This window comes from Herbaspirillum sp. Her4 (genome assembly GCF_057961335.1).
Map to the genome: position 1 here is coordinate 5639409 of NZ_CM176330.1, position 25928 is coordinate 5665336.

General features: G+C 64.2%; 24 protein-coding genes. 7 read left to right on the top strand and 17 right to left on the bottom strand.

Annotated features, from left to right (window positions below; all coding sequences use genetic code 11):
• Positions 1–46 precede the first annotated feature (46 nt).
• The 5 genes from ACWFUC_RS25480 to ACWFUC_RS25500 form a co-directional block, all read right to left on the bottom strand.
• Positions 47–1390, bottom strand: coding sequence for a DUF3999 domain-containing protein (locus ACWFUC_RS25480; RefSeq protein ID WP_489623742.1), 1344 nt, complete (start codon positions 1388–1390; stop codon positions 47–49).
• Positions 1387–4686 (bottom strand): DUF2339 domain-containing protein, encoded by a 3300-nt coding sequence (locus ACWFUC_RS25485; protein ID WP_489623743.1) that lies wholly within the window; start codon positions 4684–4686, stop codon positions 1387–1389. The genes ACWFUC_RS25480 and ACWFUC_RS25485 overlap by 4 nt, the downstream gene beginning before the upstream one ends.
• A gap of 214 nt (positions 4687–4900) precedes the next feature.
• Positions 4901–6766 (bottom strand): 1-deoxy-D-xylulose-5-phosphate synthase, encoded by a 1866-nt coding sequence (dxs, locus tag ACWFUC_RS25490; protein WP_134223277.1) that lies wholly within the window; start codon positions 6764–6766, stop codon positions 4901–4903.
• Positions 6767–6844: 78 nt separating this feature from the next.
• Entirely contained in the window at positions 6845–7792 is a 948-nt protein-coding gene (locus ACWFUC_RS25495) for a polyprenyl synthetase family protein (protein ID WP_489637416.1), read from the bottom strand.
• A complete protein-coding gene (locus tag ACWFUC_RS25500; RefSeq protein ID WP_259433170.1) occupies positions 7792–8076 on the bottom strand; it encodes an exodeoxyribonuclease VII small subunit in 285 nt (94 codons plus the stop codon). Before ACWFUC_RS25500 ends, ACWFUC_RS25495 begins: the two co-directional genes overlap by 1 nt.
• A 267-nt stretch (positions 8077–8343) precedes the next feature.
• On the opposite strand from ACWFUC_RS25500, the gene ACWFUC_RS25505 reads away from it, so the two are divergent.
• The 3 genes from ACWFUC_RS25505 to ACWFUC_RS25515 all read left to right on the top strand — a co-directional run bounded on the left by ACWFUC_RS25505 (position 8344) and on the right by ACWFUC_RS25515 (position 11528).
• Entirely contained in the window at positions 8344–9465 is a 1122-nt protein-coding gene (locus tag ACWFUC_RS25505; protein ID WP_489623744.1) for an aromatic ring-hydroxylating oxygenase subunit alpha, read from the top strand.
• Positions 9466–9686: 221 nt separating this feature from the next.
• Positions 9687–10604, top strand: a complete 918-nt coding sequence (locus ACWFUC_RS25510) for a DMT family transporter (protein WP_088755707.1) — start codon at positions 9687–9689, stop codon at positions 10602–10604.
• A 66-nt stretch (positions 10605–10670) separates the two neighbouring features.
• Positions 10671–11528 (top strand): sulfurtransferase, encoded by an 858-nt coding sequence (locus tag ACWFUC_RS25515; RefSeq protein WP_489623745.1) that lies wholly within the window; start codon positions 10671–10673, stop codon positions 11526–11528.
• Positions 11529–11553: 25 nt separating this feature from the next.
• Here ACWFUC_RS25515 and ACWFUC_RS25520 read toward each other — a convergent pair whose 3' ends face one another.
• The 5 genes from ACWFUC_RS25520 to ACWFUC_RS25540 all read right to left on the bottom strand — a co-directional run bounded on the left by ACWFUC_RS25520 (position 11554) and on the right by ACWFUC_RS25540 (position 18735).
• A complete protein-coding gene (locus ACWFUC_RS25520) occupies positions 11554–12495 on the bottom strand; it encodes a LysR family transcriptional regulator (protein WP_134136567.1) in 942 nt (313 codons plus the stop codon).
• 254 nt (positions 12496–12749) lie between these two features.
• A complete protein-coding gene (locus tag ACWFUC_RS25525) occupies positions 12750–13484 on the bottom strand; it encodes a ZIP family metal transporter (protein ID WP_034330510.1) in 735 nt (244 codons plus the stop codon).
• A gap of 116 nt (positions 13485–13600) precedes the next feature.
• Positions 13601–15790, bottom strand: coding sequence for a chemotaxis protein CheA (locus ACWFUC_RS25530; protein WP_489623746.1), 2190 nt, complete (start codon positions 15788–15790; stop codon positions 13601–13603).
• 15 nt (positions 15791–15805) lie between these two features.
• Complete coding sequence (locus ACWFUC_RS25535) at positions 15806–18022, bottom strand: methyl-accepting chemotaxis protein (protein WP_489623747.1); 2217 nt, start codon at positions 18020–18022, stop codon at positions 15806–15808.
• Between the two features lie 128 nt (positions 18023–18150).
• Positions 18151–18735, bottom strand: coding sequence for a chemotaxis protein CheW (locus ACWFUC_RS25540; RefSeq protein ID WP_489623748.1), 585 nt, complete (start codon positions 18733–18735; stop codon positions 18151–18153).
• Positions 18736–18830: 95 nt separating this feature from the next.
• On the opposite strand from ACWFUC_RS25540, the gene ACWFUC_RS25545 reads away from it, so the two are divergent.
• On the top strand, positions 18831–19022 hold the full coding sequence (locus tag ACWFUC_RS25545; protein WP_489623749.1) for a hypothetical protein: 192 nt from the start codon (positions 18831–18833) through the stop codon (positions 19020–19022).
• Positions 19023–19183: 161 nt separating this feature from the next.
• Here ACWFUC_RS25545 and ACWFUC_RS25550 read toward each other — a convergent pair whose 3' ends face one another.
• Positions 19184–19336, bottom strand: a complete 153-nt coding sequence (locus ACWFUC_RS25550; RefSeq protein ID WP_006461975.1) for a rubredoxin — start codon at positions 19334–19336, stop codon at positions 19184–19186.
• Positions 19337–19434: 98 nt separating this feature from the next.
• Between ACWFUC_RS25550 and thiD the strand changes: the two genes are divergently transcribed.
• Both thiD and hemL read left to right on the top strand, forming a co-directional pair.
• Positions 19435–20283, top strand: coding sequence for a bifunctional hydroxymethylpyrimidine kinase/phosphomethylpyrimidine kinase (gene thiD, locus ACWFUC_RS25555; RefSeq protein WP_489623750.1), 849 nt, complete (start codon positions 19435–19437; stop codon positions 20281–20283).
• A gap of 34 nt (positions 20284–20317) precedes the next feature.
• On the top strand, positions 20318–21601 hold the full coding sequence (gene hemL / locus ACWFUC_RS25560; protein ID WP_489623751.1) for a glutamate-1-semialdehyde 2,1-aminomutase: 1284 nt from the start codon (positions 20318–20320) through the stop codon (positions 21599–21601).
• A 164-nt stretch (positions 21602–21765) separates the two neighbouring features.
• Here the strand turns inward: hemL and erpA are convergent, their stop codons facing one another.
• From erpA to rplM, 6 genes are all read right to left on the bottom strand, one after another.
• On the bottom strand, positions 21766–22131 hold the full coding sequence (gene erpA / locus ACWFUC_RS25565; RefSeq protein WP_008331898.1) for an iron-sulfur cluster insertion protein ErpA: 366 nt from the start codon (positions 22129–22131) through the stop codon (positions 21766–21768).
• Between the two features lie 73 nt (positions 22132–22204).
• The gene (locus ACWFUC_RS25570; RefSeq protein ID WP_039786903.1) at positions 22205–22600 is read right to left on the bottom strand and encodes a bactofilin family protein; all 396 of its coding nucleotides are present in this window, start codon (positions 22598–22600) and stop codon (positions 22205–22207) included.
• 9 nt (positions 22601–22609) lie between these two features.
• Positions 22610–23314: a DUF6776 family protein gene (locus tag ACWFUC_RS25575; RefSeq protein ID WP_121044014.1), complete on the bottom strand. Its 705-nt coding sequence runs from the start codon at positions 23312–23314 to the stop codon at positions 22610–22612.
• A 23-nt stretch (positions 23315–23337) separates the two neighbouring features.
• Positions 23338–24375: an N-acetyl-gamma-glutamyl-phosphate reductase gene (gene argC / locus ACWFUC_RS25580; protein WP_489623752.1), complete on the bottom strand. Its 1038-nt coding sequence runs from the start codon at positions 24373–24375 to the stop codon at positions 23338–23340.
• Positions 24376–24640: 265 nt separating this feature from the next.
• A complete protein-coding gene (gene rpsI, locus ACWFUC_RS25585; RefSeq protein ID WP_006461968.1) occupies positions 24641–25033 on the bottom strand; it encodes a 30S ribosomal protein S9 in 393 nt (130 codons plus the stop codon).
• Positions 25034–25042: 9 nt separating this feature from the next.
• The gene (gene rplM, locus ACWFUC_RS25590; RefSeq protein ID WP_013235788.1) at positions 25043–25471 is read right to left on the bottom strand and encodes a 50S ribosomal protein L13; all 429 of its coding nucleotides are present in this window, start codon (positions 25469–25471) and stop codon (positions 25043–25045) included.
• Here rplM and ACWFUC_RS25595 point away from each other — a divergent pair.
• Positions 25470–25859 (top strand): hypothetical protein, encoded by a 390-nt coding sequence (locus ACWFUC_RS25595; RefSeq protein WP_134136562.1) that lies wholly within the window; start codon positions 25470–25472, stop codon positions 25857–25859. The genes rplM and ACWFUC_RS25595 overlap by 2 nt on opposite strands.
• The last annotated feature ends 69 nt before the right edge of the window (positions 25860–25928 follow it).

Consider the following 25928-nt stretch of genomic DNA (forward strand, 5'->3'; position numbering starts at 1 on the left):
GCAGTGAAGGCAGCGCTGCAGCAACACCGCCTTCTGCCTGCGACAGCTAACGGGAGCCGTCCACCGGCTTGCTGCGCGCCAGACGCCAGGCGATGGCACCCAAAGCCGCCACGGCAATGATCAAACCCACCCACAGCACGATGTTGCGGGTACTGACCGAAGCGGCCGCCGCGCTTTCCTGTGCCATCGGCAGCCGTGCTCCCAGCGTGGCGTTGCCCATCTCGGGGGTTGCCCCCATCAGCAATTCCGCTGTCGGCTGCGCCACCGGTGCCAGCGCTGCATCGCCCGCGCCTATTCTGAAGGGCGGAGATCCCCGTGCCACGAAAGTCAGCTGCGCCGGCCGCCAGCCCAGGCTCACTTGCGGCAAGCCGCTGCCCAGACCGCCATTGCGCATGTCCACCATGATCCGCCAGTTGCGCTCGGGCGTGACCTGGAACTGCAGCGGTGCGGAACGCTCCTCGCCTGACTTGCCTTGCAGACGGAATACGTTGCCCGTAGCGACTTCCCGCCAGGGTGCCTGGGCCTCGCTGCGGCTTTGCAGGCTGACCTTGGCGATGGTATTGGGCTGCGGCAAATCGATGCGCACGCTTTCGGCCGGATAGACTCCGCCGCTCTCGAACAGATATTCGCCCGCCAGACTGCCGGTGCGTACCTGCGCGGCAGCCTGCCAGCGCAGAGCAGGCGCATCGTTCCCGGGGGCCGCTTCCACCACAACGGTCTCGGCGTCGATCGCCGTGATCTCGGGCACGCCATCCGGCCAACTCAGTCGCAGGTAGCGCTGCCGCAATCCGTCCAGTGGCACCCGCTCCTGGCGCAACTGCTTGCCATTCGAGGACGCCTTCAGCAAGTCGGCTTCCGCCACGCTGTGCCATTGCGTCAGATCGGCACTGCTCTCGACCTGGACACGGCCCTGATAATGCGTCCCGCCCAAATGGATACGCAAGCCGCTCACCGACGCTTCCCGCCCCAGATCGACCAGCACCGACTCGTCAGCGCCGCGCGGCGCGGCCGGTGCCCCGACCTCGGCACGCAAGCTGCCGTCGGGCGCAATCGAGACACCCAGGCGAGGCTGGCCGCCGGCTCGGTTGGCGGAAGGCACGGCAAACCAGGTCACCGGTGCCGGCACCACGCGTTTGACCGGAGCGGGAACGGTGGCCGCCTCCAGCGAGAACGGCACCCGTTCTCCGGCACCGTTGACGATGCGCACATCGCCCAGATCGCTGCGCTGGCTGGCCGCGTAGATCTCGGACGGCAAGCGCATGCGGTAATACGGGCCGCTGCCGCTGAGATTCACTTCGTACCATTGCACAGCCGCCACCGGCGCGGCTTCCCTGGCGTGGGCGCTGAACGTCAGCAAGCCCGCGCACAAACTCATCAGCATCGATTTCATGGCGTGACCTCCTCGGCGGCAGCGCGCTTGGGCGGCAAGGGCGAGAAATACCCCACCAGCAACAGCAGCACACCGACCCCGATGAACGCGACGATGCGCTCCAGGCCCTGGATGCGCGACAGGTCGAACAGGAACAGCTTGATCACGGTCACGCCCAATAACGCGCCGCCGACGAACCACAGCATGCGCAGGCCGCGACGCGTGGCAATGACCTGCGTAGTGAGGGCACACAAGGCCCAGAACACCGTCAGCGCCGCCTGGGCCAGCGTCGAGTGCGAGATGTCAGCCAGCGTGTAAGGCAGACCGGTCCAGTGATGCAGGGTGCGCAGCAGCATGGCGTTGAGCCAGAGGAAGGCCGTCGCGCCCACCGCGCTCATCAGCGCCGTGCGATACGGCGCAAGCAAGCTGGTCAGGCTGGCCAGGCGCGCGAGCCAGAAAGCGATCAGTGCATAGATGGCCAGCAGGACCGCATCCAGCGGATTGAGCAAGGGCAGCCGCATCCAGTCGCCACCGGCCTCGGTAAGGTTGATGTTGATCGTCCACAGCCACAGTACCAGCATCAGCGGCAGCGAGGCCAGCACGCACAGCTTCTGCAGGCGTTCGCTGCGGACCAGCCACTGCGCGGCAAAGGCGAAAACACCCCAGCCCAGCATGAAGACCTGTTGCCAGCGGAACGAGGCCAGCACGGCAGCTACTTCATATTCCACGCCGAAATAGTGATGCAAGGTCCGCAGCAGCAGTGCGTTGAACCACAGGAAGACCGTGGCGAACGCCAGATAATTCACTTCCAGCGGCGGCTGGCCCACCGCCAGCTGGCGCAAACGCCCTATCCATGCGGCCACGGCCAAAAAACCCAATAATTGCGCCACATCCAGGGGGTTCAACAGGGGTAGCCAGAACAACGGCGAGGCATCGCCGTCGCTCAGCGCACTGCCGATGCTCCACACCCACAGCAGCAGCGCCAGCGGTGCCGCGCCCCAGACCTGATAGGACCAGGCCTGCAAGGCGACCGGCCAGCGCAGGCGAGTGCCCAGGGTCGACACTGCCAGCAGGCACAGTCCCACTCCACAGGCCCAGGCGCTCCAGCTCCACGCGCCTTCGGGGACGAACTCACGCAAGCGCCAGTAGCCCTCGAAGGCCAGCAAGGCGCACAGCATCCAGAAACTCAGGAGGTGCTGCAGGGCATAGGGTGGCCAGGGTGAGGCCTGGCCGCGTTCGTGCTCGCCTTCCAGGTGCCACAGGATGGCATAGGTCGAGACCAGTGCCAGCGGCCAGGCCAGCCAGCCCCATCCGGTCAGCGGCGCAGCTTGCGTCATGAACAAGCCCAGGGTCAGCAGACCCAGCACCGGTGCCAAGGCCTGCTCGACGCGCCGGGCCAGCGGCCAGGCCAGCAGGCGGCGTGCGGCGTGGGCCAGCCAGGCGGTGAGGATGGCCCACAGCACCAGCGCAGGCAGGATGAACGGGACCAGCGCGTCCGGTGCCAGCGTGGCGGCGTGCGCCTGGATTTCGCGCAGGCCGGCAGCGGCCCACCAGCACAGGCCCCAGACTGCAGCGGCCATGCCCACTTCGGGCAGCGATGCATGCCAGCGGCCCGCATCGCTGCGCACCTGCAGCCACCAGCCGATGAACAGGCCCGCCAGCGCAATCATCAACATCGCCAGGAGGCCGGTATGGACGACCGGCATCAGCACCGCACCAGGCGGCTCGCCCCAAGACGCCAGGAACGCCAGCGCCGCCACAAGCTGCATCAGCAAGCCGGACAGCAGTGCCAGCAGCCGACGCTGGCGCACTGCCATCCACACCAGAGCCGCGCCCTCGATCGCCCATGCGGCTCCCGTGGTCTGGCCGGAGCAGGCGAAGGGAATGGCCAGCGTCGCGAAGATCACGCCCAGGACCAGCATGGCATCGAACAGCAAACCCAGCCGCTGCCGCCAGCGCACCAGTCCGGCTGAGGCCAGCAGATAGAAGGCCGACAAGGCAACCGCACTCCACGCCAGGCCGAAGGGCATGGACTTGACCAGGGCCGCCTGCAGCGCGGTGGCCGCAATGGGCGTGCCGAATACCAGCGAGCCATCCACGTAGTGCCGGACCTCGCACTCGCGCCGCAAGGCATACAGGAGCGAGATGCCGACGTACATGAGGAAGAACAGCACCAGGAAGGCTTCGGTACTGGCGAAGTGTTCCGGTGCGTAGGCGGTCGCGCCCCAGATCGAACCGATCACGAAGGTGAAGGAAAATCCCAGCAGGTTGAGCGCGCGCCAGGCCTTGAACCAGGCGATGGCAAAGATGCCGGCATTGAGCAAGGCGTAATAGCTGAAGAGCGCGACATGGCTGCCACCGCCGCCGCTGACCAGCACCGGGGCCAGAAAACCGCCTGTACTGCCCATGAAGGCCAGCACCGCCGCATCCTGCCGGATCGCCAGGAAAGCGCTCAGGGCGCAGATCACCACCATCAGCGGCAGGGCCATGCCCGAAGGAATCAGCGCATACAGTTTGACGGCAGCAAACACCGTCAGATACAGCACCCCTACCCCGCCGCCTTGCAGCACCAGTCCGTACACGGTGCGGCGCTCGCGCAGGTGCCAGCCGGCTCCCAGCAGGACGGCAGCACCGAGGGCAGTACCGGCCAGGCGGAATTCGATCGGCAGCAGGCTGTTGCTGGCGGCGTACTTGAGCAGGAAGGCTACGCCGAAGAACAGCACGATGATCCCCACCCGCACCACCGTGTTGCCGCCCAGCAGCCAGTCTCGCGCGGCATTGAAGGCGCGCTCCAGCAGGTCCGGTGCCGCGGGCGCAGCGGGCTTGGCAGGGAGGGATGGCGGCAATTCAGGCTCGCTCCCTGCAGCGCCAGTGGCCAGCGGAGCGGCTGGTTGTTCGTGCGAGGTCTGTGGTTCTGCCTCAGCCGAGGCCGCCGGGACGGGCGCTGGCGGCAAGGTGGCGGTGACGGGGATGCGGACTTGATCGTGGGAGCGTACTTCTGCAGGGAGCTCCACCTCGACAGGCGGCTCAGGGGGCGCAAGGTAATGCGGTGATTCCTGTCGCAGCCGCTCCACTTCTTCACTGAGCATCGCGACCCGGTCTTCCAGGTGCTTCACGCGGGCGGCCAGGGACGCGGAAGGTGCCGTACCGGTGAATGCGGCGGATGGCTCCTCCTGCTGGCTACCCGCAAACAGCACATTGCCGAGCCAGAAGCCCAGCCCCGCCATGATGGCCACCGTAGAACCGATCGACCAATCACTGGCCAAGGCCAGCACAAAGCCCGTCATACCACCGACTATCGCCGTCACCCATCTCATGGGTCTCTCCTCGTTTGAATTCTTGCAGGAAGATTTCAGGAGCGCCCATGCGAAGCCGCCGGCCACCCCACAAATTATTTCCAAAAGGAAATTATTTTAATTGATGAGGTCTTGGACCGGCGCGGCCGCAGGATGTTCAACGGATGAGAAAACACGCCGCATCCCCCGGCCAGCGCGGGCCGCCGGGGTGAGGCGTGGTGCGGGAAGACGGCGCTTAGCCGTTGTTGACGACCAGACGGGGCTGGTCCTTGCCGAAGCGCTGCACGATGGACTGGGCGATGCCATCGGCATCCAGGCCGCACTGCGCCAGCAGTTGCGCAGCGTCGCCATGATCGATGAAGCGGTCCGGCAAGCCCAGGTGCAGCACCGGCTTGTTGATGCCGGCGGCGGCCAATGCCTCGGAGACGGCAGCACCGGCGCCGCCCATGATGCAGCCCTCTTCCACCGTCACCAGCGCATCGTGCGAGGCGGCCAGCTGCTTGACCAGTTCCACGTCCAGCGGCTTGATGAAGCGCATGTTGGCCACCGTGGCGTTGAGCTTGTCGCCCGCGCCGAGCGCCGGTGCCAGCAGGCTGCCGAAGGTCAGGATCGCGACATCCTTGCCCTGGCGGCGGATCTCGCCCTTGCCCAGCGGCAGGGTCTCCAGCGTCTTCTCGACCGCTGCACCGATGCCGGCACCGCGCGGATAGCGCACCGAGGCCGGGCCGGGATACTGATAAGCGGTCGAGAGCATCTTGCGGCACTCATCCTCATCGGAAGCCGCCATCACCACCATGTTCGGGATACAGCGCAGGAACGCCAGGTCGTAATTGCCGGCGTGGGTCGCGCCATCGGCACCGACCAGACCGGCACGGTCCAGGGCGAAGGTCACGTCCAGGTTCTGCAGGGCCACGTCGTGGATCAACTGGTCGTAGGCGCGCTGCAGGAAGGTCGAGTAGATCGCCACCACCGGCTTCATGCCCTCGCAGGCCATGCCGGCGGCAAAGGTGACGGCGTGCTGTTCGGCGATGCCGACGTCGTAGTAACGGTTCGGGAATTTCTTTTCAAAGCCCACCATGCCCGAGCCTTCGCGCATGGCCGGGGTGATGCCGACCAGCTTCTCGTCGGCGGCGGCCATGTCGCACAGCCAGTCGCCGAAAACCTGGGTATAGGTCAGCTTGCCGCCCGCGCTGGGCTTGATGCCTTCGCTGGGGTTGAACTTGCCGGGACCGTGATAGAGCACCGGATCGGCCTCGGCCAGCTTGTAGCCTTGTCCCTTCTTGGTGACCACGTGAAGGAATTGCGGTCCCTTCAGGTGCTTCAGGTTCTGCAGCGTGGGGACCAGCGAGTCGAGGTCATGACCATCGATGGGGCCGATGTAGTTGAAGCCGAATTCCTCGAACATGGTGGCCGGGACCACCATGCCCTTGGCATGTTCTTCCAGGCGCTTGGCCAGTTCCAGCACCGGGCCGGGCAGTACCGACTTGCCCACGTCACGCGCCTTGGCGTAGAACTTGCCCGACATCAGGCGCGCCAGGTAGCGATTGAGCGCTCCCACCGGCGGCGAGATCGACATGTCGTTGTCGTTGAGGATCACCAGCAGGTTGATGTCCTCGTGCACGCCCGCATTGTTGAGCGCTTCGAAGGCCATGCCGGCGGTCATCGCGCCGTCGCCGATGACGGCGATGGCATGGCGGTCCGAGCCCTGGGTCTTGGCCGCCAGCGCCATGCCGAGCGCCGCCGAGATCGAGGTCGAGGAGTGGGCGGTGCCGAAGGTGTCGTATTCACTTTCGATGCGGCGCGGGAAGCCCGAGATGCCCTCCTGCTGGCGCAGCGAGGCCATGCGCTCGCGGCGGCCGGTGAGGATCTTGTGCGGATAGGTCTGATGGCCCACATCCCAGACGATGCGGTCCTGCGGCGTATTGAAGACGTAATGCAGCGCGATGGTCAGCTCCACCGTGCCCAGGTTGGAGGACAGGTGGCCGCCGGTCTTGGAGACCGAGTCCAGCAGGAAACCGCGCAGCTCTTCGGCCAGCGGCTTCAATTGATGGCGGGACAGGCGGCGCAGGTCGGCCGGGTCGTTGATGGTATTGAGGAGCATCTGTTCTTACCGTGTTGGGGTCTGAAGGCCGCGCCTGGCACATGCCGCGCGGTCCGTCTTCATGCCGGGTTACGTCGCTTAAGTCTTTCTCTGCACGATCAGGTCAGCCAGCTCGCGCAGGCGGCGCGCCTTCTCGCCGAAGGGTGCCAGCGCCGCGTGGGCATTGCCGCGCAGCTTCTCGGCCAGCGCCTGCGATTCGGCCAGGCCCAGGATCGAAACATAGGTCGGCTTGTTGTCCGCCGCATCCTTGCCGGCCGTCTTGCCCAGCGTGGCCGAGTCGGCCGTGGCATCGAGGATGTCGTCCACCACTTGGAAGGCCAGGCCGATGGCCCGCGCATACTCGTCCAGCGCTGCACTCTCGTCGGCGCTGAGCGCCTTGCCGCCCAGCGCGCCCAGCAGCACCGCTGCGCGCAGCAGGGCACCGGTTTTCAGGCGATGCATCTGTTCCAGCTCGGCCAGCGACAGGGTCATGCCCACGCTGGCCAGGTCGATGGCCTGGCCGCCGCACATGCCCACCGAACCGGCCGCCTGGGCCAGCAGGTTCACCATGCGCAGCTGGCGTGCCGTCACGCCGGCATCGCTCTTGCCAAGCTCGGCCTCCAGCGGGGCCGACAAGGTATCGAAGGCCTGCGCCTGCAGGGCATCGCCGACCAGCAGCGCCGTGGCTTCGTCATACTGCACGTGCACCGTGGGCTTGCCACGGCGCAGGGCATCATCATCCATGCAGGGCATGTCGTCATGCACCAGCGAATACACGTGGATCATCTCCACGGCCGCCGCAGCCCGGTCCAGCAGCGCGCGCGGGGTGTCGAAGATGTCCCCGGCAGCATAGACCAGCAACGGACGCACGCGCTTGCCGCCATCCATGGCGGTATAGAGCATGGCTTCGTGCAGGCGCGCCGGCACCACCGAGGTCGCGGGCAGGAATCGGTCCAGCACGTCTTCCATGCCGCCCTGCACCTGGCGCATCCAGTCGGCAAACGTCAGCGGGGCCTGCGCACTGGCGGCCGGCATCTGTGCATTCATCAGTCGTCCCCGCCAGCAGCGTCCGCCGCATTGAACGGCTTGAGCATGTCGCCTTCGAGCAGCTTGACCTGGCTGTCCACCTTGTCGAGCTGGCCGGCGCAGAACTTCACCAGTTCGGAGCCGCGTTTGTAGGCAGCCACCGAGGCTTCCAGCGGCAGTTCGCCGGCTTCCATGCGGGCCACGAGCTGCTCCAGCTCTTCCATCGCTTCCTCGAAAGAAGCAGGCAAGGCGACGGCGGCCGCAGAGGCGGCAGCAGAGGAAGCAGCGGCAGAGGTTCTAGGCATATCGACCCATTCAAAATTCCAACCCGGTATTTTAGAACAAACCGGCGATGCCCAAGTCAATCAAGGGCGTGGAAATGTCAGCGGATTTCGAGCCGAGCTTGTAAATTCGGCCAATTTACTGGCATTTTGGCCACAAAACCCGGCCCCTTATGGGGGTTTTGTGGCATAATCCTCGGTTCTGTCCAAAATTTCCTCTTCATATTATTTGAACATAGGTTTTTGCGGATTTTCTTCCTTAGGTTGGTGCAAATTAATTTGGGGGCGGAAATGTCCGATCTTGCTACTTTTGCCAAATTGGCGCGTTCAAACGCGCAACTTCCAGTCCACGTCTACTTTGACGAACCGCTTCATCAGCGGGAACTGAAACTACTCTTCCAGCAGGGACCTCGTTACGTCGGCCATGAGCTGATGGTGCCCGAAGCTGGCGACTACTCCACGCTGCCCTGGGAAAACGAAGGCCGCATGCTGGTGCGCAATGCGCAGGGCATTGAACTGCTGTCCAACGTCTGCCGCCACCGCCAGGCCAAGATGCTCGATGGCCGCGGTCACGCCAGCAACATCGTCTGCCCCCTGCATCGCTGGACCTATGATCTGAAGGGCGAATTGATCGGCGCGCCGCATTTCGGCGAGACGCCGTGCATGAACCTGTCAAAGACCCCGCTGCAAAGCTGGAATGGCCTGCTGTTCGAGAACAACGGCGTCAACATCGCCGACAAGCTCAAGCATCTGGGCGTGACGCGCGACCTGGACTTCTCCGGCTACCTGTACGACCACACTGAAGTACACGAGTGCGACTACAACTGGAAGACCTTCATCGAGGTCTACCTGGAGGATTACCACGTCGAGCCCTTCCATCCTGGCTTGGGCAACTTCGTGAGCTGCTCCGACCTGAAGTGGGAATTCGGCCGCGACTACAGCGTCCAGACCGTGGGCGTGAACCACGGCCTGATCAAGTCCGGCTCGCCGACCTATGCCAAGTGGCAGGAAAAGCTGCTGCAGTTCTCCAACGGCAAGCCGCCCAAATACGGTGCCATCTGGCTCACGCTCTACCCCAACATCATGGTGGAGTGGTATCCGCACGTGCTGGTCGTGTCCACGCTCTGGCCGACCGGTCCGCAGAAGACCACCAACGTGGTGGAGTTCTACTATCCGGAAGAGATCGCCCTGTTCGAGCGCGAGCTGGTGGAAGCCGAGCGCGCCGCCTACATGGAGACCTGCGTCGAGGATGACGAGATCGCCCTGCGCATGGATGCCGGCCGTCGTATACTGATGGATCGCGGCACCAGCGAAGTCGGTCCCTACCAGTCGCCCATGGAAGACGGCATGCAGCACTTCCACGAGTGGTATCGCCAGCAGCTGGACGTGCCGCAAGGAACCAGCACACCATAACCAGGCCAACAGGCCGCGCAGGGGGAAAGCAGATGCAGGCAATGCGGCAAGCTCACGACGGACGTAGTCTGCGCCGTCATTGTCGCCCACCCTCCCGCATCCGCCCCTCCCGCTCCAGCTGCACGACGGCAGCCCCGGTTCACGCCGGGGCTGCCGTTTTATTTGGTGCTCGTGACGCGTGCACCTTCCCCACTCTCCCCTCCCACTACTGAACCGCCGCCATGCAATCGCTCTGGATGCTCGTCGCCTCATTCCTCTTTGCCGTCATGGGCGTGTGCGTCAAGCTCGCCAGCCAGTACTACACGACCTCCGAGATCGTGCTCTGCCGCGGCGTGATCGGCGTGCTCTTCATCCTCTGCCTGATCCGCCTGCGCGGGGGCACGCTGCGCACGCCCTTCCCGCGTGACCACCTCATCCGTGGCGGCGTGGGCGTGGTCTCGCTGTGGATGTGGTTCTATTCCTTCAGCCTGCTGCCCATTGCCACGGCCACCACGCTGAACTACATGTCCTCGATCTGGATTGCGGTGATGCTGTTCGTGGCCGGCTGGTGGCAGGGCCACAAGAAATTCGAATGGGGCCTGGCCGGCACGGTGGCGCTGAGCTTCCTCGGGGTGGCACTGCTGATGCGCCCATCGCTCAATGCCGAGCAGTTGCTGGGCGGCGCCATCTCGCTGGCCTCGGGCGTGCTCTCGGCACTGGTCTACCTGCAGGTGCGCAAGCTGGGCCTGTTGGGGGAACCGGAGTACCGCGTGGTGTTCTACTTTTCTGCCACGGGCGTGTTGGCCGGCCTGGTCGGCAGCGTGGTAACGGGACGCGTGCCGCTGTGGCACAGCCATTCGTGGATCGGTGCGCTGCTGGTGCTCATGATAGGCTTGACGGCCACCACGGCGCAGATCGCCATGACGCGCGCCTACCGGCTCGGCAATACCCTGGTGACGGCCAACCTGCAATACACGGGCATCGTCTTTTCCAGCCTCTTCGGCGTGCTGATCTGGGATGATGCGCCGGGCTGGATCGGCTGGCTGGGCATGGCGATCATCCTGGCCAGCGGCATGCTGGCGACGTATCGCAACCAGCGCAAGAGCCAGGCCGTGGCCAAGAACGTACCCAAGGTGGACCCGATCGCCACCGAAGTCTGAATCCAGGAATCCATGAATCCCTGAATCCTGCCCGCTTGCAGGGCTTATGAACAAAAGGAGAGCCGCATGACCTACCAGACCCTCATCAGCGCCAGCGAATTGAAATCGCGTGCGCAGTATCTGAACGTTGTGGTCGTGGACTGCCGTCACGACCTGACCAACCCCGCTTACGGCCGTGAAGCTTACGCGGCCGGCCATCTGCCGCAGGCCCGCTTCGCCCACCTGGATGAGCTGCTCTCCGGTCCCAAGACCGATGCCGCCGGCCGCTTCCATGGCCGCCATCCGCTGCCGGACCGCCAGCAGTTCGTGCAGGCGATGCGCGACCTGGGCATCAACAATGACACCCAAGTGGTGGCGTATGACGCCCACGGTGGCATGTATGCCGCACGCCTGTGGTGGCTGCTGCGCTGGATCGGCCACAGCGACGTGGCCGTGCTCGATGGCGGCATGGCGGCCTGGCAGGCGCTGGGTGAAACGCTGACCAGCGAGACGCCGGCACCGGCTGCGCCGGGCAACATCCAGGATCTGTCCTCGCTGGTCAAGACCGTGGATGCGCAAGCCCTGCTCGACAATCTAAAGAGCCAAACCCTGCAAGTGGTCGACGCGCGCGCACCGGATCGCTTCCGTGGCGAGAACGAAACCATCGATGCAGTGGGCGGGCACATTCCGGGCGCGAAGAACCGCTTCTTCAAGGACAACCTGCAGGCCGATGGCCACTTCAAGAGTGCCACGCAATTGCGCGAGGAATGGCTGTCGGTAGTGGGTGATCCGCAGGCTGCGGTCATGCAGTGCGGCTCCGGCGTGACCGCCTGCCACAACCTGCTGGCACTGGAAGTGGCGGGCATGCCGGGGGCGCATCTGTATCCGGGTTCCTGGAGCGAATGGAGTTCCGATCCGCAGCGTCCGGTAGCCACCGGCAACTGATCCTTGCAGGGAGGCGTGCGGCACCCTATGGCAGGTCGGGTGCCACGCTACCTGTCATTCCCGTGATCCCCGCCTCCTGCAGGCGGGCCACGAAAGCTTCCACGAACTGCTGCACCATGGCCGGCGCATCGCGTCGGCGCAGCAGGGCCACCTCCGAATGGAAATCGGCATCCTTGAGCGCGGGAAAACTGACGCCCGCCGAGAGTGAAATACTGGCCATGCTCTGCGGTACGACAGCGATGCCGAAGCCCGCATTGACCAGGCTCAGCAAGGAATTCTTGCGCGAGGTGGCACGCGCCACACGCGGATAGAAACCGTGCGCAATACAGCGCTCGGCCACCAGATAACTCAGCCCGCCGCGATCGCGGTGCGGCACCGTCACGAAGAATTCATCCCGCAATTCCGCAATCTCCACTTCGCTGCGCGCGGCCAGTCGATGGGTGGCAGGTACGGCCGCCACCAGACGCTCACGGTAGAGCACGGTGCTCTCCAGATTCGGATGCGCGCGCAGGATGGGCAAACGCGCCAGGCCGATATCGGCACTGCCTTCGACGATCTCGCGGGCCTGGTATTCGGAGGGAGCCTGCGAGATTTCCAGCGAGATGCCGGGGAAATCCTTCAACGCAGCATTGAGGGTCGGACCCAGCGGTGCCGACAGCGGCACCGAGCTGGAGTGCAGCAGGCGCAAGGCCCCGTGCTCGCCCTTGCCGATGGTGCGTGCCTGCGCTACGGCGCGGTCCAGGTCGAGCAGGATGCGGCGGCTGCGTTCATAGAAATCCTGGCCCGCCTGGGTCAGCTCGAAGGCCTTGGCCTCGCGCTTGATGAGCAGCACATCGAGGTCTGCTTCCAGCTCCTTGATCTGGCGGCTCAACGCTGATTGTGCGATGAAGAGGCGCTCGGACGCGCGGGTATAGCCGCGTGCCTCGACGATCTCGACGAAGTAGCGCAACTGCCGGATGGAAATCATGCTGTTCTCCCCTGCCCGGTTTCGCCGGCGCATCCATCTCGTTTCGAGATGGCGGGCCGGCTGATTTGATATTGGCGTACCGCGCGCGGCACCCCTACAGTGAAGCCATCCGCAACCCCGCCTTCAGGCGATGAAAGGATGGATCGTGCTCCAGGATCTCTTGTTGTTCTTCGGCCTGCTGGGCCTGGTCTGCAGCGTGGGCATGCGCTGGATATTGCGCCGGCAACGCGATACGTCCGCGCGGCCGGATGCCCTCAGTGAACGTGCGCCTGATGCGTCAGTGCCAGCACGATCAGCACGCCCGCTGCAATCAGGATCACCTGCGGGATCGTCTCGCGCAGCGTGGCGCGGCGCTGCATCTGCGGCATCAAATCGGAAACGGCGATGTAGATGAAGCCCGAGGAGGCAAACACCAGCACGAAGGGAATCCACTCCATGCCGCGTTCCAGCATGAAGTAGCCCAGCACGCCGCCGGCCACCGCCATCAGGCTGCAGATGAGGTTGTAGACATAGGCGCGGGTGCGCGAAAAACCGGCATTGAGCAGCACGATGAAGTCACCGATTTCCTGCGGGATCTCATGCGCGATGATGGCCAGTCCGGTGACCAGGCCCAGGTGCGGATCCGCCAGGAAAGCCGCCGCAATCAGGATGCCATCGGTGAAATTGTGCAGGCCGTCGCCGACCAGGATCATCCAGCCGGCCTTGCCGGCTTCCTTCTTGTCGTGACCGTGGTGATGGCCGTGGCCATCGTCTTCGTGGTGGTGCGAGTGGCGCAGGATGGCCGTCTTCTCCAGCAGGAAGAACACCAGCAGGCCACCAAGCAGCACCGCGAAGAGCGTATGCGGTTCGGCTTGCGATTCAAAGGCTTCCGGCAGCGCATGCAACAGCGAGGTCGACAGCATGATGCCCACCGACAGGCTGACCATGCGCTCGACCACCTTCGACAGCAGCGCGAAGGAGAACACCGCCGCAGCGGTAATGCTGACCACGCCGGCCAGGGTGGTGGCCAGCAGGATGGAGACGAGTGTGGAGTCGATGACGGACCTCGGGCGAAAGACGATGCAGGGGCAAATGGCAGGCGTGCCAGCCGCGCAGCCAAAGCCCGCTATTGTACGCCCGCCGCCCGGCCGCTGCCATCGACGCGGCGCGAGCCGGCCAGCAGCAGCGGGTTGATGATGAGCACGATCTGCCCATCCCCCAGTACGGTAGCCCCGACCATGCCGGCCAAGGTCGCCACCTGCGGCCCGACCGGCTTGACCACCACTTCGCGGTTGCCGCTGACGTGGTCGGCCATGATGACCATCAGTTCATCGCCATTCTTGATGAGCAAGGCAAAGGCCGAACCGGCATCACTCGTGCCCGGCAGCGGCACCGGCGGCGGCTCGTCCAGCAGGACGTGCAGCGGATGCAGCAGCAGCTCGCGGCCATGGACCTCCAGCGCGCGCCGCGCCAGAGCCTGGCGCGCCTGGTCGCTGCGCAACTGGATGACGCTGTCGATGAGGGTGGAAGGAATGGCGTACTGCTGCTGCCCGTGATGCAGCAGGCAGACCTGCTGCACCGCCAGCGAGAGCGGCAGGTAGAGCGTGAAGAGCACGCCCTGGCCGGGCCGCGAATGCACCGTCATGCGCCCGCCCAGTGCCGCCACTTCGGCGCGCACCACATCCATGCCGATGCCGCGTCCGGCCAGGGCAGAGACTTGCGATTGCGTACTGAAGCCGGGTTCGAAGATCAGCTCGGCCAGGCGCGTTTCGCTCCACAGTTCCACGCCCGGCAATCCGCGTTGCATCGCCTTGTGGCGAATCGCGGCGAGGTCCAGCCCGCGGCCGTCGTCGCTGACGCGGATGACGGCTTCATTGCCCTCGTGCCCCGCCTGGATGCGCAGGCAGCCATTGGGCGGCTTGGAGGCCGCGCGGCGCACCGGCGCTTCTTCGATGCCATGCACGGCGGCATTGCGCAACAGGTGCTCCAGCGGGCCCATGAGGCGTTCCAAGATGGCGCGGTCGATTTGCAGCCGACAGTCCGACAGGTCCAGTACCAGTGGCTTGCCGGTTTCGGCCGCGACCTGGCGCACCAGGTGCTGCATGCGCGGCTCCATGCTGTTGAACTTGACCATGCGCGCATGCATCAGCTCCTGCTGCAGCTCGCGCGTGGTGCGGCCTTGCTGGCGCAGGCCTTCGCGGGTTCTCACCACCCGTTGCAGCAGCCGCTTCTGGCGCGCCACGGCCGCACCCAGGGCGGCTTCCATGGCCTTGGCCAGTTCGGTCAGGCCGGTCGCGGCCTCGTCCCGGGGCTGCAGGCTGCTCTGCTCCCAACTGCGCTGCCATCGCTGCAGCTGCTGTGCCATGGCGTCCAACTCTTCACCCAAGAGGCGCGCGTCGCCCTGCAGGGCCCCGATTTCGTTGTCCAGCTGGGCACGGCTGATGGAAACTTCACCTACCTGATTCAGCAGCTTGTCCAGCACGGTGGTACGGATACGGACCAGGGGCGCGGTCAGCCGCCCCTCTGCCGCTGCGGTGCCGGGCAAGGTGGAAGGAGCGGCCTGTGTGCCGGTTGCCGACAACGTGGCCATGCCTTGTTCCAGCGTACTGAAATGCTCCACGGCCTGGTCATACAAGGCCAGCAGCGCCGCCACGCTCCGGGGGGCCGGGCTGCCCTCGCCGAGACGCTGCAGGGCTCCTTCCATGTCGTGCAGGCAGCGGCTCAGGTGCAAGGCCCCCACCATGCGCGCACTGCCCTTGAGCGTATGCAGCGGGCGCGCCAGTTCGGCCAGCAGACTGGCATCGACCGCACCAGGCTGTCCGCCCTCCGACAGCACCAGCAAGGTCTCGCCGATACCGGCGATGAGCTCTTGTGCTTCTTCCAGGAAGACCGGCAGCAGGAGTGGATCGATCAGCTCCGGTGCCTGCGGTTCGCTGGCCGGGGCAAGCGGGCCTTCCAGCTGGCTGGTCAGGGAATGGATGCCGGCTTCCAGCAGACTGCGGGTGCCTGCGTGTGAGCTGCCATCGCTGCCCTGCTGCTGCAAGGTCTCCAGCAGTGCCGAGGCGGAGGAGGCAAAGGCAGCAGCACCGCTGGCACCGGCATAGTCACGCAGCGCTGCCAGCGTACGCAGGACCAGTGCCGGCAGGCCGGGACGCGCTTGCTGCTGGTCGAGGCGGGCACACCAGGCGGCGCTTTGCTGGCGCACGATGGCCAGCAGCGGACGCAGGGTCTCGCGCAGACGCTCATCGCCCGCGCCGGACCGGATGCCGGATCCGGCCTGAGTCTGGACTGCTGCGTTGTCGGTACCGAGGATCATGGCAGCAGCACCGGCTCAGGAAACTTTGACGCGGAAACGCGAGACCGAGCTTTCCAGCTGGCGCGCCGCATCCCACAGTTCTTCATAGAGCGTGGCGACCTGTTCGCGGCTCTGCTCGATGATGTCGTTCTCGCTCAGGATGCCCTGGATCTGCTGGGCCACGCCATTGGCCGAGACCGCCTGTTCGCGGGTCGATACCGCCATGCCCTGGATCAGGTCGGCCAGGCGCTTGGAGACGCTGCGGATATCGGCCAGGGCGCTGCCGGCCGCGTCCGACAGCACGGCACCATCGGTGACGCCATTGGTGGATTTTTCCATGGCCACCACCACGTCGCGGGTATCGGCCTGGATCATGCGCACCAGCGCGCCAATCTCGCGCGTGGCGGCGCTGGAGCGCTCGGCCAGGTGCTGCACCTCCTCGGCCACCACCGAGAAGCCGCGCCCGGCCTCGCCGGCCGAGGCGGCCTGGATCGCGGCATTGAGGGCCAGCACATTGGTGCGTTCAGTGATATCCGAAATCAGGTCGGTGATCTCGCCGATCATCTGCGAGGACGCACCCAAACGCTTGATGCGCTCGGAGGTCTCGCGGATCTGCTCGCCGATGCCATCCATGGCCTTGACTGCATCTTCCACGGCACGCGCGCCGCGCTCGGCCACCACCACGGCGTGGCGGGCCACATCAGCGGATTCATCGGCCGACACCGAGATGCCGGTGATCTGGTTGGACATTTCCAGCATGGCCTGGGCGATGCGCTGGATGCGCCGGGCCTGCGCACGGGCAGCGGCCCCCAGCTCGGTGGTGGTGCCGCGCACGTGTTCGGAACTCCAGGCCACCTTGGCGGCCATCTGCGTGACCTGTTCGACCAGCCCGCGCAGGGCTTCCACGGTGTAGTTCACGGAATCGGCAATGGCACCGGTGACGTCGTCCGAGACCGTGGTGTGCACCGTCAGATCGCCATCGGCCACGCGCTGCAGCTCGGTCATCAGGCGCAGCACGGCAGCCTGGGTCAGATGATTGGCGCGCATGGCCTTTTCTTCTTCCTGCTGGGCCAGCTGGCGCTGCAGTTCGGCTTCCTGGCGGCGGGCTTCGGCGGCGGCGGCATTGTTGCGGCTGCTCTGCAATTGCACCAGGGCGATGCCGATGGCACTGAGCAGGGCCATTGCCATGGCGCACAGCATGGCCCAGAAGGTCCAGGAGCGCGCCTTCAGGGCGACGCGGTAGGCCTCCTGCAATTCGGTGAGGTGGCGTTTCAAGGTTTCGTTTTCCATGAACACCAGTTGCTCGGAGCGCTTGGCCGCGATGAAATTCTGCAGGTTGCCGAGGATGCCGGCGATCTGCGGCTGGTACTCGCCGAAGACCCGCGTGAGTTCCTGCAGCTTGCTGCGCAGGTCGGCATCGGTGGCTGCGCGCAGGCGCAGCATCTCATTGCCTTCCAGCAGGCTCTTCAACAGGTCGCCAAAAGCGGTGATGTCCTTGCCGAGCATGAAGGCAGTTTCCGCATTGACGCCGTCGGAGGTGAGGAACTCATTGGAGCTGCGGCCCAGGCGCAGGGTCAGCATCACCAGCTGGCTGGCGGCGGCCATCTCGCGCGTGGTGGGCCGGCCCTGCGACTGCAGCATGGCGATCTGCTCGCTCAGGTCCAGCATCACGGGCAGCAGCTGGTTGAGGCGCTTGAGCGTGGTCCCGAAACCGGTCAATTCCTTTTCCATGCCGAGGATGGTCTCGGCGGCCAGATCGGTACGACGCCACATGCGGGCCACGTTGTCCAGCGCCGGCTTGAGCGCAGGATCGGGCAGGCCGATGTTCTGCCCTTGATACGGACCGCCGCTGCTCAGCAGCAGCAGGCCGCGATTGAATTCGAGCCGGCTTTGCGCCAACTGCACGAAGGCTTGGGGATTGCCCTGGATGGCATTGGGCACGGCCTTGCCGATGCGCTGGGAATGCATCACCAGGTCCGACGCCAGGTTGGTCTGCAGGGTCGCCAGCAGGTACAGGCGCGCGCCCAGCCACATGAACAGGCACAGGGCCGCCAGCGACAGCGCCAGCACGCCCAGCAGCACCCGGGTCTGGGTACGCAGGGAATAACGGTGCAGCCAGGGCAGGCGCAGGCCAGTGCCGCCCTGCCCGGCCGACCGGCCTGGATCGCCTCCGGCCACGGCAGCGCTCCCGGTGCCGGCCCCAGGGGCGGCCGGGAGCTTCTTTTTCGACAGATACGGCAAGGTCGGTTCCATGGCCGGCGTTCCTATTCCCTCTTTACAGATCTCGCAGATCTTCTGGATTTCTCAGGTTTTTCTGATTTTCAGGCCTGCAGCTGCAGTGGCTTGCAGAGGCCGCCTCGGCGTCGCTTGCGACACGGCTGCTAGCGGCCGATCTGCAGAAAACGGCTGTCCTGGCTCAGCAGCGACAGGTCCAGTTCATCCCATTGCTGACCACCGCTGTCTTTATAACGTCCGGCAAGGCCCAGCAAGGGAATTTCCGCATCGTAATTTTTCGATATTTTTGTCATTTCTGTGATGTCACGCAGTCCCAATACCCTTGACACCAGCAAGCCACATTGCGGTGCCAGGCCGTGAGCCAGCAGCAGGACGTGGCTGCTGCGGCCGATTTCCTGGGGGACGGCACCGGCCAGGCCCATGAGATCGGCCAGGCCGATCAGGCTGCCGCGGATGTTGAGCAGGCCGCGAAACCAGTCGCGGGTGGCGGGTACGGGGGTGATGGCAAGGCCGGACAGCGGAACGATCTCGCCAGCCTGGGCCAGCGGGACCAGATAGCAGTGCTCGCCCATGGCGACCGCCAGGCGGCGCGAGCGCATGCTTTCGTTGTCGGAAGCGGCCATGCGCGCCAGCAGCGAAGCCTGGAACTGCTCCAGTCCCTCGCGCTCCGGCAGGCCGGGAGAGCTGCGGGCGGCCGGCGCATTGATGACGAAATCCTTGGTGTGTGGCATACCAGCCCTCATGAAACGGTTAAGAAAGGCCATGCCGCCGCACGCTTGCGCGCACGCCGAAGCGCGCCAGCGGCGCGTTGGCGGGGCTGGGCTCAATGGACAAGACCGTCGGGGGAGATGCCGCACAGGGACCGGGCGGACGTCTGTGCGTCCTGTTATCCGGTCATGCGGGCAAAGCTGGTACTGTTCACGATTTTACCCAGAAAAGTTCGCTGCTTTTCCGCCCGGCAAAGACATGGCACCAGCAGGCAGAAAAAAATGATGGGAAAACGCGACGAAAACCGTGACAAAGCGAGAGTTTGATGTAGATCAAATCCCGTAAGGCAGGAAAACAGGAGGGTGGGCGGCAACTCCCGGCTAAGGAAGCGCCGCCAGCGTACTGCCGGGCAGATGGCCGCGGGACGCAATGCCGAAGCCGTCGGCGGCGGTGCAGGCGATCAGGAAGCGATCAGATGGCAACCATCTCGAAATCTTCCTTGCGGGCGCCGCATTCCGGGCAGGTCCAGTTGATGGGCACGTCGTCCCAGCGGGTGCCCGGGGCGATGCCTTCTTCGGGCAGGCCTGCTTCTTCGTCGTAGATCCAACCACAGATCAGGCACATCCAGGTTTTGAATTCGGTTTGGCTGCTATTCGTCACGGCTGACTATCCCTAAAATCAATCAAGTAAAATGCTAAGTCAGCTATCTTAATCTACTCGACGTGCAAAACCAAACTCCTCCCCTCATCCTCAGCTTCGGCGCAGCTGATCCGGTCGGCGCCACGGGCGTCCAGGCCGATCTCGCCACTTTCGCCGCTATGGGCTGCCACGGTTTGTCGGTGGTGACGGCTTTGCTCATCGGCGACACCGCCCGCGTCGAAGACGTGCAGGTGGTCGACGTCGACTGGGTCGCCGACCAGGCCCGCGTGATCCTGGAAGACATGGCAGTAGCCGCCTTCAAGGTCGGTGCGCTGGGCAGCATCGAGAACATCTCGGTGATTGCCGAGATCGTCTCCGACTATCCCGACGTGCCGCTGATCCTGGATCCCTTCATCAGTGCCCTGGCCAACCAGGAAGACGAGGATGATCGCCTGATCGCCATCCGCGAACTGCTGATCCCGCAGGCCACGGTGCTGATCTGCTCGGCCAGCGAACTGACCCGCCTGGCCGAAACCTGGCGCGAGCCAGTGCCGGGCGATGCGCTGGAGCTGGATGCGATGCGCATCATCGAAATGGGCTGCGAATACCTGCTGGTGACCAATACCCAGACCGACCTGCAGGAAGTGGCCAATTCGCTCTTCGACGAATCCGGCCTGGTGCGCCAGGATGCCTGGCCGCGCCTGCCGGGCTCCTTCGTCGGTGCCGGCAGCACGCTCTCGGCGGCCATGGCAGCGATGCTGGCCAATGACCTGGAAGTGCCGCTGGCGGCGTCCGAAGCGCAGGAGTTCACGCTGGCCGCGCTGGCCAATGCGCAGCGCATCGGCATGGGCAAGCTGCTGCCCGACCGCTATTTCTGGGCGCGCGAATCGGAAGATCCCGCCGATCTGGACGCGCCGCCTTCCATCAACTGATTCACTGCATCCGGACGGTATCGTCCGCACACTCATGACCAAGACCAATGCATCCCTGTTCGCCCGCGCCCAGCAAAGCACGCCGGGCGGCGTCAATTCCCCGGTACGCGCCTTCCGCTCGGTAGGCGGCACCCCGCGCTTCATCGAACGCGCCGAAGGCCCCTGGTTCTGGGATGCCGAAGGCAAGCGCTACATCGACTACATCGGCTCCTGGGGCCCCGCCATCGTCGGCCACGCCCATCCGGAAGTGGTCAAGGCGGTACAGCAGGCAGCTGCATGCGGCCTGTCCTTCGGCGCACCGACCGAGGCTGAAATCGAGATGGCGGAAGAGATCATCAAGCTGGTGCCCTCCATCGAGCAGATCCGCCTGGTCTCCTCCGGCACCGAAGCCACCATGAGCGCGCTGCGCCTGGCCCGTGGCGCCACCGGCCGCGACAAGATCATCAAGTTCGAAGGCTGCTACCATGGTCACGCCGATTCCCTGCTGGTGAAGGCTGGCAGCGGCTTGCTGACATTCGGCAATCCGACCTCGGCCGGGGTTCCTGAAGACTTCGCCAAGCACACCCTGGTGCTGGACTACAACAACGCCGCCCAGCTGGAAGAGGCCTTCAAGAATGCCGGCAACGAGATCGCCTGCGTGATCGTGGAACCGGTGGCGGGCAACATGAACCTGGTGCGTGCTTCGGATGAATTCCTGCGCACCATGCGCCGCCTGTGTACCGAATACGGCGCCATCCTGATCTTCGATGAAGTGATGTCGGGCTTCCGCGTGGCACGTGGCGGCGCCCAGGAATTGAACGGCATCGTTCCCGACCTGACTGCGCTGGGCAAGGTGATCGGCGGTGGCCTGCCGGTGGCCGCTTTTGGTGGCCGCGCCGAGGTGATGAAGCATCTGGCACCGCTGGGTGGCGTCTACCAGGCCGGTACCCTCTCGGGCAACCCCGTGACGGTGGCGGCCGGCATGGCGACCCTGAAGATCATCCAGCAGCCGGACTTCTACACCCATCTGACGGCCCAGACCCGCAAGCTGGCCGATGGCCTCGCCGCTGCCGCCAAGGCAGCCGGCGTGAACTTCGCCGCCGATGCCATCGGCGGCATGTTCGGCCTCTACTTCGATGCCAAGGTGCCCACCAGCTATGCCGAGGTGATGCAGGGCGACAAGGAACGCTTCAACCGCTTCTTCCACAAGATGCTGGATGCGGGCGTGTACTTCGCGCCTTCGGCCTTCGAAGCCGGCTTTGTCTCGGCCCAGCACAGCGATGCCATCATCGAGGAAACCATCGCCGCTGCGGCCAAGGCCTTCACCGAACTGGGCTGACGCTGGTGCGGGCATTTCCGGTGGCGCCTGGCCGTTCCCGGAAACGCCCGCCGCGCGGTGGGTCCAGGGCGATATGAAGCTTCAGGACATGAAAAAAGGACGCCGAGGCGTCCTTTTTCTTCATCTCCCCGCAAAGCTGCACCAGGCGGGGAGTCTGGCGGCGCTTACACCGAGAACGAGGAGCCGCAACCGCAAGTGGTCGTGGCGTTCGGGTTCTTGATGACGAATTGCGCGCCTTCCAGGTCGTCCTTGTAGTCGATCTCGGCGCCCACCAGGTACTGGTAGCTCATCGAGTCGATCAACAGCTGGACGCCGTTCTTGCTCATCGTGGTGTCGTCTTCGTTGACGATTTCATCAAAGGTGAAACCGTACTGGAAACCCGAGCAACCGCCGCCCTGCACGAAGACGCGCAATTTCAGGTCGGGATTGCCTTCTTCCTCGATCAGCTGGGCCACCTTGGCGGCTGCGCTGTCGCTGAAGTTGATCGGGGCGGGCATGTCGGTTTGTTGCAGTTCGGCTACGGCATTCATTTCGGGCTCCTGCTGGGCTTGAGGCGGATCAATACATTAGATCGATAAAGCCATTATAAGCGCTTGCGGATTTTCATGCTTCCGACGATGCAGCCAGCTTCAGCACCGGCGTCTCGACCTGCTGGTCATGGCTGAGCTTGCCGGAGACCAGTGCCCCGCCATGCATCTCCAGCGCCTTGTAGAAGACATTGCCGGTAATGCGAGCCTTGGGCTGCAGCTCCAGCAGTTCGGTTGAGTGGACATCGCCGACGATCTCGCCGTTGACGATCAGGTGAGCCGCGCGCACCTCGCCGACCACCTTGGCGTGCTCCGAGATGACCAGCACGCTGGGCTGGCCGGTTTCGGCGTTGATGTTGCCGGTGATGGCACCGTCAATGCGCAGGCCGCCCTTGAAGCCGACATCGCCCGTGATGCTGGTGGACATGCCGATCAGGCTGTCGATCGTGCTTTTGGTCTTGCGTGTAAACATGGAATCACCTCACAGATCTACCGACTGCTGGGCACGCACCTGGCCGCGGTCGAGAACTCGGACTGCCACCGACTTCACGATGGCACCTTCGGGAATGGTCAGCAGGCCTTCGACCCGCTGGTAATACTTGAATGCGAGCCGATAGCGCGCCTGGTCAGCGGAATTGCCTTCCGGGAAGTTGATGGTAACACCTTTGCCGCCCTGCACCATATTGACACTAAGCTGCAGGTTTCCTGCAAACTGTTGCGTTCCCCCACCACCTTGCATGACCAGCACGCGATAGCGCAGCTGGTTGGGCGCGGCCTGTTCGGCCTTGAAGCGCTGGATGGTGATGCCGGGTGCGCCCAGGTTGGTCGGCAGCAGGCTGTCGAAGAAGGCCAGATCTTCCTTCTGGCGGTTGATTTCCGCCTCCATGTTCTTGACCTGGGTCGCCAGCGTGGCTTGCGCCGTCTGGGCAATCTTCAGTTCATTTTGCGACGCGTTGGAGGCAGATTGCAAGCGCTCATTTTCTGCGGTCAGCTTCTTGACCTGTTCGCTCAGCTGCTCGATCTGCTCGCCGGCATCGCCATGCAGACCGGGCAGGTTGTTGCGGCCAAGCTGGTAAGTCCAGACCGCCGCCGCCGCGCCCACGGCCACCACCGCTGCCCACAGAAGGATCAGCAGCGGCAGCGGCAGATGGCGCTTGATGGTCATCTTCGGCGCAGAAATCGTCATGCGCCGACGCCACAAGCGGTACTTCACGGCAGGACCGGGACCTGCTGCAGGCCGCTGGTTTCTTCCAGACCGAACATCAGGTTCATGCACTGCACGGCCTGGCCGGAAGCGCCCTTGACCAGGTTGTCCTGGACCACCAGCACCACCACCGTGTCGCCATTGTCCGGACGATGCACAGCCAGGCGCAGCATGTTGGAAGCGCGCGTGGTGCGGGTCTCGGGATGCGAACCGAAGGGCAGCACGTCGACGAAGGGCTCGTCCTTGTAGGCGTCTTCGAACAGGGCCTGCAGGGCGGCGTTGTCGATGTCCTTGGTCAGGCGGGCGTACAGGGTGGAATGCATGCCACGGATCATCGGCACCAGGTGCGGCGTGAACAGCAGGCCGACCTTGTCGCTGGTCAGGTGCGACAGGCATTCGATGGTTTCGGGCGAGTGGCGATGGCCGGAGACGCCATAAGCCTTGAAGTTGTCCGAGGCTTCCGAGAACAACAGGCTCAGTTCCGCCTTGCGGCCGGCACCGGAGACACCGGACTTGCAGTCGGCGATCAGGTGCGAGGCATCGATCACGCCGGCCTTCAGCAGAGGTGCGAAGCCAAGCTGCATGGTGGTCGGATAGCAGCCCGGATTGCCCACCACGCGCGCCTTGCGGATGGCCTCACGGTTCAGTTCGGGCAGGCCGTAGGCGGCTTCCTTGAGCAGGTCAGTGCAGCTGTGCGGCAGCTTGTACCACTTCTCGAAGGCGGCCACATCCTGCATGCGGAAGTCCGCGGCGAGGTCGATCACCTTCACGCCGGCGGCCACCAGTTCCGGGGCCTGGGCCATGGCCACGCCGTGCGGGGTGGCGAAGAAGACCACGTCGCAGTCGGTCAGGCGCGCCTTGTCGGGCGAGGAAAAGGCCACATCGACGCGGCCGCGCAGGGAGGGATACATCTCGGATACCGGCATGCCGTCTTCCTTGCGCGAGGTCACGGCCTCCACCCGGGCTTGCGGGTGAGTCGCAAAAATACGCAGCAATTCGACGCCGGTGTAACCGGTTCCGCCAACGATACCTACCTTGATCATGTCTGTTCCTTGCGAGAAAAGGCGAAGAGAAAACGCCGTGGCGGACGAGCGCCGGACGCGCGTGCATGGCACGCTGAAAAGCGGTCAATTTTAGCAGGAGAATATTTCCCGCTGATTTCCGCTCGGACAGTAATTTCCGCAAATAGCCGAAATTATCGTCACACTACGAGACGTTGCGCAAGCAAGCCACACCTGCAGCGACAACGCATAAAAGCAAAAAGCCGCCGGCACAGATGCCGACGGCTTTCCGTAATGCAAGAAACGATTAACGCTTCGAGAATTGCTTTGCGCGACGTGCCTTGCGCAGACCAACCTTCTTACGTTCGACTTCACGCGCGTCACGGGTGACGAAGCCTGCGTTCGACAGAGCCGACTTCAGGCCGGCGTCGTAGTCGATCAGGGCGCGGGTGATGCCGTGGCGAACAGCGCCGGCCTGGCCGGATTCGCCGCCACCGTGGACGTTCACCTTGATGTCGAAACGTTCGACGTTGCCGGTCAGTTCCAGCGGCTGACGGATCACCATCAGGCCGGTTTCGCGGGAGAAGTACTCAGCGGCGGGCTTGCCATTGACGATGATGTTGCCCGAACCTGCCTTGATGAAAACACGCGCCACTGCACTCTTGCGACGGCCGGTTCCGTAATTGTAGTTACCGATCATGTCTGTTCCTTAGAGGGCGAGGGGTTTCGGTTGCTGCGCGGCGTGCGGATGGTTGCCATCTGCATAAACCTTCAGCTTCTTGATCATGGCGTAGCCCAGCGGACCCTTGGGCAGCATGCCCTTGACGGCCTTCTCCAGCGCACGGCCGGGGAAACGCTGTTGCATCTTCAGGAAGTTGGTTTCGTAGATGCCGCCCGGATAACCGCTGTGGCGGAAATAGGTCTTCTCAGTGGCCTTGGTGCCGGTCACGCGCAGCTTGCCTGCGTTGACGACGACGATGAAGTCACCGGTATCGACGTGCGGAGTGAATTCGGGTTTGTGCTTGCCGCGCAGTCGGAGTGCCACTTCGCTGGCAACACGTCCGAGGACCAAGTCCGTCGCGTCAATCACGAACCACTCGCGCTGAACCTCATGGGCTTTAGCGGAAAAGGTCTTCATGTTTGACTTTCTCTATCAATATATAAACGCTCAAATGGCGGTTCCGCTCATGCGGGCCAGCCGGCGGATGCCTGCTGTCCTGGGTACTTCGCTTCGCGGACTCATCCTTTTATCTTCCCGAGCGCATGGGAAAGCCGGCAAGTATAGCCTTTTCAAGGACTTAGCGTCAAAAGGTTTCGGGGGATTGTGGCGTCAATCCGGCAATTTGCCGGGGTTTTATCGCTGGAAGACTGCATTTCATTGCCGGTGGCACAACTTTGCGTCGCACTTTGGCCAAGCTTGGCGAAAAAAGGACAAAAAAAACCCGGACACTGAGGTTCCGGGTTTAATCCACACCAATGAGGAGGGTGGAGGAGACATCGTTACGTGCTGCAAAAACTTCCGTTGAATTCAATATAGCAAAGCGGTTTGTGCAACGCAATAACGCGAGGCGAATAAATTTGTAACTGTCTGCAAG